We start from the raw sequence: 8,469 nt of genomic DNA on the forward strand, positions 1-8,469 counted from the left end.
CTTCCACTGCTTGCGCACGTCGCGCAGGGCGTCTTCGGCGCCGCGCTTGTCGAACTTGTTGAGCACGATCAGCTCGGCGAAGTCGATCATGTCGATCTTCTCGAGCTGGCTGGCGGCGCCGTAGTCGCTGGTCATCACGTAGACCGGGAAGTCGACCAGGTCGACGATCTCCGAGTCGCTCTGGCCGATGCCGGCGGTTTCCACGATCACCAGGTCGTAGGGCTGGCTCTTGAGGAAGGCGATGCAGTCCTTGAGCACCTCGTTGGTGGCCATGTGCTGGCGGCGGGTGGCCATGGAGCGCATGTACACGCGGTGGGAGCGCAGCGAGTTCATGCGGATGCGGTCGCCCAGCAGCGCGCCGCCGGAGCGGCGGCGGGTCGGGTCCACCGCGAGCACGGCGATGCGCATCTCGGGGAAGGCGTGCAGGAAGCGCAGCAGCAGTTCGTCCACCACCGAGGACTTGCCGGCGCCGCCGGTGCCGGTGAGGCCGAGCACCGGGGTCTTGCGGCCGGCCAGATCCCATTCCTTGCGCAGGCGGGTCAGTTCGGCCTCGCCGAGGCGGGACTCCTCGATGTCGGTGAGCAGGTGGCCGACGGAGATCTCGTCGTCGATGTCGACCTCGGGCACGCCGGGCTGCTCGGCCTTCAGGCGGGCGGCCTGCGCGGCGCGGGTCCGCTGCATGACGTCCTCGATCATCTCGGTCAGGCCCATCTTCATCCCGTCGTTGGGGTGATAGATGCGCTCGACGCCGTAGGCCTGCAGCTCGCGGATTTCTTCCGGGGTGATGGTGCCGCCGCCACCGCCGAACACGCGGATGTGCGAGGCGCCGCGCTCGCGCAGCATGTCCACCATGTACTTGAAATACTCGACGTGGCCGCCCTGGTAGGAGGACAGCGCGATGGCGTCGGCGTCTTCCTGCAGCGCGGCGCGCACCACGTCTTCCACCGAGCGGTTGTGGCCCAGGTGGATCACCTCGGCGCCCTGGCCCTGGATGATGCGGCGCATGATGTTGATCGCCGCGTCGTGCCCGTCGAACAGGCTGGCGGCGGTGACGAAACGCAGCGGGGTGGCGTCGGCCTGCGCAGCGGCGGCGGGGAGGCGGTTGGCGGGGGAACTCATGGCGACTCCGGACTTCTGTGCTCTGAACCCCTCGATTCTAGTGGGGTTCGCCGTCGAGCGCGCGGTAACGCCCGCCCGGCGCAGGCGTGTGGAGCACGGGGCACGCGGCCTGGTGTCCCGCGTTGCCGGCGGCGGTCGCGTGGCTACGGCGCGGCGGGCAGCGGCCGTTCCATGTACTGCGTGCCGGGCACCGGGTTGAACACGTAGGGCGCGATCGGCACGAAGCCGAGCGCGCGGTAGAGCCGCTGCGCCGCGTGCATGTCCGGGAGCGTGTCCAGCCGGATGCAGCGGTAGCCGGCCTGCGCAGCCAGCGTACACAGCCGTTCCACCAGCTGGCGGCCGAGGTCCAGGCCGCGCGCGGCCGGGCGCACGTAGAGGCGTTTCATCTCGCAGGCGTGGGCGTCCATGCGGCGCAGCGCGACGCAGCCGACCGGCTCGGCGCCGCGCCAGGCGAGCAGCAGCTGGCCGCCGGGCGGCTGGTACTTGCCGGGGAGCGCGGCCAGCTCGGCGTCGAAACCCTGGAAGCCGAGGTCGACGCCGAGGCCGGCGGCGTATTCCTCGAACAGCGTGCGCACGACCGGCAGGTCGTGCGGGAACGCGGCGGGGCGGATGTCGATCATGTAGTGGTCCGGTGGGGCGCCGCGGTGCCTCCCGGCGCCGCGGCGGTGTGGCCGGATGCAGCCTACGGCTTGCGGAAGGCGAGCAGGAACTTGTCGGTGTGGCCCTTGATGCGCGGATCGAAGGCGGCGGCGGTGTGGTCGTCGGCCGGATTGCGCAGCTTCGCGCTGGCGCCGACGAAGCGGAAGCCGGCGGCGGTGACTTCCCTTTTCACCGCCGCGGGGTCGATGCGGTGCAGGTCGTCGGTGTGGCTGACACCCGTCCCGGCGGCGGCGGCGTGGTCGAGCACCAGGAAGCGGCCGCCGGGCCTGAGCATGGCGAGCATCGCGCGGTTGAAGCGCGCCATGTCGGCCGGGCCCATGAACGGGTCGTGCAGGTCGTGGTAGTTCTGCGAGGTCCACACCAGGTCGGCCGGCCGGGGCAGCGTGAGTGCATCCAGCGGCTGCACCAGCACCTCGACGTTGGCGTAGGCGCCCTTGCCGGCGAAGGCCTGTAGCGCCTGGAGCGGCTCGGGCGCGGCCTTGGCCATCTCGGCCGGTTCCAGCGCATAGACCTTGCCGGTGGGGCCGACCAGGCGGCTGAACAGGCGCGTGTAGTAGCCGGCGCCGGGCATCAGGTCGACCACGACGTCGCCTGCGTGGATGTCGGCGAAATCGAGCGCTTCGCCGGAGCGGCGGTCGGCGTCCTGCGCCCGGTCCGCGGCAGGACGCGCGGGGTCGGCGAGGGCCACGGCGATCGGGCCGGCGGGAGTCTCCGCGGCGACGGTGGAGGTCGCGGTGGCGAGCGCGAACAGTGCAAGGGCGAGCAGTCGGCGGGTCATGGCAACGGTTCCTGTGCTCAGTGGACGATGTTGATGGCGATCGCCGGCGTGACCGAGCGGGTGACGTTGTGCCCGCCGGCGATCACGCGCACGCCGAGCAGCACGCCGACGTTGGCGTTGACGTTGTACTCGACCGCCGGCGCGAAGCCGAAGGCCTCGCTGCGGCCGGAGCTCGCGCGCACGGGCGTGGCCGGCAGGCCGAGCGGATCGTCGACGCCGATCACACGGGTGGCGTCGCTGCGGCTGTAGGTGAGGTCGAGCGCGAGCACCCAGCGGCGAGTGAGGCTGTATTCGAACGCGCCGGCGACGTAGAACGCATCGCCCGGGGTGGCGCGACCGTGGAAGTCGGGGCCGGTGCCGTAGCTGCTGGCGCCGTCGATGTCGGCGTGGTGCGCGAAGGTCCAGGTGGCGCTGAAGCGCACGCGCAGGATGCGGCCGCTGGGCATCCAGAAGTAGCTTTGCGCGTTGAGGCCCAGCGTGGTCGCCCAGGCGCCGGCGCCCATGCCGTCGGCGGCGCGCGCCAGGCGCTTGTAGCGGCCGGTCGGCACCGCTTCCTGCAGCATGATCGCGAGCGTGGGGAACCAGCTGCCCTCGTGGTAGCGCGTGAGGCGGTACTGCGCCTGCAGGATCTGGTCGCCCGCGCCGATGCCGGAACTGTTCGGGCCGTGGTCCAGGCCGTTGTAGCCGATGATCGGGATGGCGCCGACGGTGAGGTCGTCGGTCAGGCCGTAGAGCACGTAGGCGCGCGAGCCGAAGCCGTCGTTGCCGCGGGTCTGTACGTCGTAGACGTAGGGCTCGACGAGCACGTGGCCGCGCGGCAGCGTCTCGGCGGAGTTGGCGAGCATCGGGCCGGTCCACCAGGCATCGTCGCGCGATTGCCGGGCGGTGCCGTCCTGGGCCAGCGCCGCGCCGGCGGCGAGCCAGGCGAGGATGCCGCCGAGCACGCGCAGGCGCCTGCCAGGTCGTGCCGCCGTCTGCCGATCGATACCCACGCCGCGCGTCTCCACCCTGCCTGTCGAGGCTCGCACCTTAGGCGCGGCAGTGGTTCGCGCGAATAGCCACTTGGCTATGATCGGGCATGACCACTTGGGAGCCGCGCATGAAACGCGTGTCCGCCAGCCTGCTGCCGCCGATCGCCCTGGACCCGGACGGCGACACGCCGATCTACCGGCGGCTCTCGGACTGGTTCCGCCGCGCCATCGTGGACGGGCAGTTGCAGCCGGGCCAGCGCGTGCCGTCCACGCGGGCGCTGGCGGGCGAGCTGAAGGTCTCGCGGCTGCCGGTGCTCAGCGCCTACGAGCAGTTGCATGCGGAGGGCTATCTGGAGACGTTCACCGGGGCGGGGACCTGCGTGGCGGGGGCGATCCCGCTGGATGCCCCGGCGCGGCCGCGGCGGCGGCGCGGCGGGTCCGCGCCGGAGGCTTCGCCCGCGCGCCGCGTCGCCAGCCGGGCCGCGGCGATGGCCGGTCCCGAGCAGACCTGGCTCGACAGCCAGGGCGCCTTCCGGGTCGGGCTGCCGGCGCTGGACGCCTTCCCGCACGAGGCCTGGGCGCGCCTGCTCAGCCGGCACGCGCGGCGGGTGGATACCGAGTCGCTGGTCTATGGCGACCCGCTCGGCTACCTGCCGCTGCGCGAGGCGGTCGCCGATTACCTGCGCACGGTGCGCGCGGTCCGGGCCGATGCCTCGCAGGTGATGATCACCACCGGCGCGCAGCACGGCGTGCAGGTGTGCACCCACGTGTTGCTCGATGCCGGCGACAGCGCGTGGATGGAGGAGCCGGGCTACCCGGGCGCACACCAGGCGCTGGCCGCGGTCGGCGCCCGGCCCGTGCTGGTGCCGGTGGACGAGGACGGGCTGGACGTCGCCGAGGGCATCCGGCGCGGGCCGGACGCGCGGATGGTCTACGTCACCCCGTCGCACCAGTTCCCGCTCGGCGTGACGATGAGCGCGGCGCGGCGCATGCAACTGCTGCAGTGGGCGGCGCGCGAAGGGCGCTGGATCGTGGAGGACGACTACGACAGCGAGTACCGCTTCGGCGGCAAGCCGGTGACCTCGCTGCAGGGGCTGGATGCGGACGCGCGGGTGATCTACGTGGGCACCTTCAGCAAGGTGATGTTCCCGGCCCTGCGGCTGGGCTGGCTGGTGCTGCCGAAGGACCTGGTGCCTGCGTTCCGCGCGGCGCGCGATGCGCTCGATACCTGCTCGCCGATGCTGCCGCAGCGGGCGATGACCGACTTCATCCGCGAAGGCCACTTCGCGCGGCACATCCGGCGCATGCGCGTGCTTTATGCCGCGCGGCGGGCGGCCCTGCTCGAGGCGATCGAGCGGCACGTGCCGGGCCGGCTGCAGGTCGTCGGTGCGGAGGCGGGCATGCAGCTGGCGGCGCTGTTGCCGCCAGGCATGGACGACGTGGCGTTGTCGCGCGCGGCCGCGGGCGTGGGCGTGTCGGTGCGCCCGTTGTCGCAGTGCTGGCGCGGGCCGGGGGCGCGTCCCGGCCTGATCCTTGGGTATGGCGGCGTCGACGCGCGCGCGATCGACGAGGGCATCCGCCGGCTGGCGCGCTGCCTGTAGGCCGCTGCTTCAGGAAGGACTGGTCAGGCCACGCCGAACGGCAGGTTGGCCGAGGCGACCACACGCTCGCCCACGGTCTCGCCACGGGCGAAGGCGAGCACCGCCTCGACCACCTGCGGGGCGTCCAGCACGCGGTGATGCCCCAGGCCCTGCGTGGTTAGCAGCCGCGCGCCGGGCCAGTGGCGGGCGTAGCGCTCGCCCTCTTCCCACGGCACGTCGGCGTCGTCGAGGTCGTGCACGATCAGCCCGGGCTGGCCCAGGGCGGTGACGCGGCGGTGCATCTGCAGCTCGTCCACGCTGATGCCGGTGCGGTTGACCAGCCAGGCGTAGAACGGACGGCGCAGGTGTTCACCCAGCCGCACGAAGCGGAAGTAGCGGGTGGTCGCCGCGTGCATGTCGGCGGCCGGGGCGATCAGCACCAGCCGGCGCGCGCGCCAGTCCTCGCCCTGGGCCAGCGCGATTGCGGCGCCGCCGAGCGAGTGCGCGATCGCCAGCGCCGCCTCGCCGTAGTGGCGGCCCACCGCGCGCACGGTATCGGCGAACTCCGGCAGCGTGCAGTAATCCCCGCTGCTGAGGCCGTGGCCGGGCTGGTCGAAGCTCACCACCGCGTAGCCCAGCGCGCGCAGGCGCTCGATCCACGGCAGGAAGCGCAGGCCGAAGCTCGACCAGCCGTGCACCAGCAGCACGTACGGTTGCGTGGCCGGGTCGCCCCAGACGTAGGTGGCGATGGACTGGGCGCCGATGGCCAGCGTCTCGCGGCGCATGGCCGGGTCGGGCGTGGCGGCGCGGGCCCGCGTGCGGCTGCTGGCGAACGGCGTGGCGAACAGCCGCGCCGCCCGGTCGGCGGTGCGCCGCGGCGCCAGCCGACCGCCAAGGGCGAAGCTGGTGCGGACGGTGGCGAGCCTGAAGCGGGCGGCCAGGCCGGGGCGGCGCATCACGGTGGACATGGGTCGGTCCTCTGGGGTTGCCAGCTGCGCCACAGGCGCTCGAAGGCGGCATGCAGGCGGCGGCTGGCCTGCTCGAAGCCGAACAGGCCGGCGTCGTGGTGCAGGCCGAGCATCAATGCGTAGATCTCGAAGGCGAGCTGGGCGGCGTCGGTGTCCGCGCGCAGGTGGCCGGCGGCGACGGCCTGGGCGATGGCCTTTTCCAGCTCCCCGCGCCAGCCCGCCTGCTGCGCCACGACGGCGTCGTGCAGCGCGCCTTCGCGGCCGTCGTACTCGCCCGCGGCGGTCAGCAGCACGCAGCCGCTCTGGTGTTCGCGGCCCCACTCGCACCACTGCGTGACGATCGCGCGCAGGCGTGGCAGGCCACGCGGGGCGGATAGCGCGGGCACCAGTACCCGGGTCATGAAGCGGCGGGCGGCCGCGTCCAGCACGGCCAGTTGCAGGTCCTCGCGCGAGCCGAAATGGGCGAACACGCCGCTCTTGGACATGCCCACGTCGGTCGCGAGCGTGCCGATCGAGAGGCCTTCCAGGCCGCCCACGCGGGCCCGTTCGTAGGCGTGGTCGAGGATGTGTTCGCGGGTGGCGAGGCCCTTGGCGGGGGCGGTCGTGGCAGTCATGCCGGATAAAATAGCACGACCGTTCGTTCTTTTGTGCAAGCGCGCCTGGACGCGACCGGGAGGCATGGCGGTCGCGCACGGGTGCGCTCCCACAGGGGCCGCGTTCATCGGCCGTAGCCGGGCGCTGCGGCTATGCTTGGTCGCTGCCTATTTGCCTGGGAGATGCCCCATGAAGCCGCGCCTGCTGATCGCCGCCGTCCTCGCCTCGCTGCTTGCCGGCTGCGCCACCTCGCCGACCGGACGCTCGCAGCTGATGGTGGTGTCCGATGCGCAGATGAGCCAGATGGGCCTGGCCTCGTTCAACCAGATGCGCCAGCAGGGCAAGTTCGCCAACGCACCGAAGGAGCGCGCCTATGCCACCTGCGTCGCGCACGCGCTGGTCGCGGTGCTGCCGCCGCCGTGGAACACCCAGCAGTGGGAGGTGCAGATCGTCGACGACAACACCGCCAATGCGTTCGCCCTGCCCGGCGGGCGCATCGGCGTGAACCAGGGCATGTTCAAGGTGGCGAGCAACGAGGACCAGCTGGCAGTGGTGCTCGGCCACGAGCTCTCGCACGTGGTCGCGCGGCACGGCGCCGAGCGCGTCTCGGACAACATGGCCGCGCAGGCGGCGGTGGCCGCCGGCAGCATCTACGCCGGCACGCGCGGCGGCGATGCGGGCAACGTCGCGGCGCTGCTCGGCGCGGGCGCGACGGTGGGCATCCTGCTGCCGTTCTCCCGCACGCAGGAGGCCGAAGCCGACACCCTCGGCCAGCGCTACATGGCCAAGGCCGGCTTCGATCCCCGCGCGGCCGTGACGCTCTGGGACAAGATGGAGAAGCAGGGGGGCGGCGGCACGCCGGCGTTCCTCTCGACCCACCCGGCGCCGAACAAGCGCGCGCAGGTGCTCGGACAGCAGGCGCAGCGGCTGATGCCGGTGTACCAGCAGGCGCGCAAGAGCGGGCATGCGCCCAACTGCAGGCTCTGAGGCCGGCGCACCTACCGGGATGCGCCAGCCTGCCGCCGACTGAACGCGCGTGATCGGCGCGTCAACACGCACCCGCCCGCCCCGTTTTCCGGAGTGCACGCCGCCACGCGCGGCGCCACCCGGAGAAACCGATGACCGCCATCACCCGTCCCCTCGCCCTGCTCGCCGGCCTCGGCTTCGCCCTGGGCGCGCTCGCCTACGCACCGGTATCGCAGGCCAGCCCCCACGTCTCGGTGGCCGTGCGCATCGGCGTGCCGCCTCCGCCGGTGCGCGTCGTGCACGTGCGGCCCCGCCACGGCTATGTCTGGGCGCCGGGTTACTGGCGCTGGAGCCCGCGCATCCATCGTCACGTGTGGGCGGAGGGCTACTGGGTCCGCGCCCGCCCCGGCTACCGCTACCGCCCGGCGCGGTGGGAACGGGACGGCCGCGAATGGCGCCTCCACCGCGGGCGCTGGCACCACTGATGCCGAAGGCCGGGCGCCCTCGCGCGCCCGGCTTGCTGCGCCGCAGAAACGGCAAGGTCGCCGACGTATTAAACTAGTCGACTGAATTGACCGCCCCGGCCCTTGCCGGGGCTTTGACTTTCAAGCGTTTTCTGCCGATCCCGGCGGTCCGCACTGGATCGGTCCGCCACACTTTCTGCGGGATGCCATCCCCGTGGCATCCGCCAAACTCGTGGAGTCATCGTTCCAATGATCTTTGAAACCATCGCCAAGACGGGTCACGAAGAAGTCGTCTTCTGCCACAACCAGGACGCCGGCCTGAAGGCCATCATCGCGATCCACAACACGGTGCTGGGCCCGGCGCTCGGC

At 72.3% G+C, this 8,469-nt stretch carries 9 protein-coding genes and 1 pseudogene; 4 read left to right on the forward strand and 6 right to left on the reverse strand.

From position 1 onward, the window contains the following. From VFH59_RS01860 to VFH59_RS01875, 4 genes are all read right to left on the reverse strand, one after another. On the reverse strand, positions 1–1,119 hold a 1,119-nt coding region (locus VFH59_RS01860; RefSeq protein WP_325163190.1), incomplete at its 3' end, for a cobalamin-dependent protein. Between the two features lie 143 nt (positions 1,120–1,262). Beyond that, on the reverse strand, positions 1,263–1,739 hold the full coding sequence (locus tag VFH59_RS01865) for a GNAT family N-acetyltransferase (RefSeq protein ID WP_325163191.1): 477 nt from the start codon (positions 1,737–1,739) through the stop codon (positions 1,263–1,265). A 62-nt stretch (positions 1,740–1,801) separates the two neighbouring features. Next, positions 1,802–2,557 (reverse strand): methyltransferase, encoded by a 756-nt coding sequence (locus VFH59_RS01870; protein WP_325163192.1) that lies wholly within the window; start codon positions 2,555–2,557, stop codon positions 1,802–1,804. A gap of 17 nt (positions 2,558–2,574) precedes the next feature. After that, positions 2,575–3,549 carry a transporter gene (locus VFH59_RS01875; RefSeq protein ID WP_325163193.1) on the reverse strand — a complete coding sequence of 325 codons (975 nt, stop codon included), beginning with the start codon at positions 3,547–3,549 and terminating at the stop codon, positions 2,575–2,577. Between the two features lie 107 nt (positions 3,550–3,656). Between VFH59_RS01875 and VFH59_RS01880 the strand changes: the two genes are divergently transcribed. After that, entirely contained in the window at positions 3,657–5,129 is a 1,473-nt protein-coding gene (locus VFH59_RS01880; RefSeq protein ID WP_325163194.1) for a PLP-dependent aminotransferase family protein, read from the forward strand. A gap of 23 nt (positions 5,130–5,152) precedes the next feature. On the opposite strand, the gene VFH59_RS01885 is transcribed toward VFH59_RS01880, so the two are convergent. Beyond that, positions 5,153–6,076, reverse strand: coding sequence for an alpha/beta hydrolase (locus VFH59_RS01885; RefSeq protein ID WP_325163195.1), 924 nt, complete (start codon positions 6,074–6,076; stop codon positions 5,153–5,155). Next, positions 6,064–6,690, reverse strand: coding sequence for a TetR/AcrR family transcriptional regulator (locus tag VFH59_RS01890; RefSeq protein ID WP_325163196.1), 627 nt, complete (start codon positions 6,688–6,690; stop codon positions 6,064–6,066). The genes VFH59_RS01885 and VFH59_RS01890 overlap by 13 nt, the downstream gene beginning before the upstream one ends. 169 nt (positions 6,691–6,859) lie before the next feature. On the opposite strand from VFH59_RS01890, the gene VFH59_RS01895 reads away from it, so the two are divergent. From VFH59_RS01895 to VFH59_RS01905, 3 genes and pseudogenes are all read left to right on the forward strand, one after another. Beyond that, positions 6,860–7,657 carry a M48 family metallopeptidase gene (locus VFH59_RS01895; protein WP_325163197.1) on the forward strand — a complete coding sequence of 266 codons (798 nt, stop codon included), beginning with the start codon at positions 6,860–6,862 and terminating at the stop codon, positions 7,655–7,657. Between the two features lie 131 nt (positions 7,658–7,788). Further along, positions 7,789–8,121, forward strand: a complete 333-nt coding sequence (locus VFH59_RS01900; RefSeq protein ID WP_325163198.1) for a hypothetical protein — start codon at positions 7,789–7,791, stop codon at positions 8,119–8,121. A 228-nt stretch (positions 8,122–8,349) separates the two neighbouring features. Next, positions 8,350–8,469: pseudogene (locus VFH59_RS01905) on the forward strand (leucine dehydrogenase); the annotation flags it as partial.

The sequence above is a fragment of the Frateuria sp. genome, assembly GCF_035695185.1.
In the GTDB taxonomy this organism is placed as follows: Bacteria; Pseudomonadota; Gammaproteobacteria; order Xanthomonadales; family Rhodanobacteraceae; genus Frateuria_A.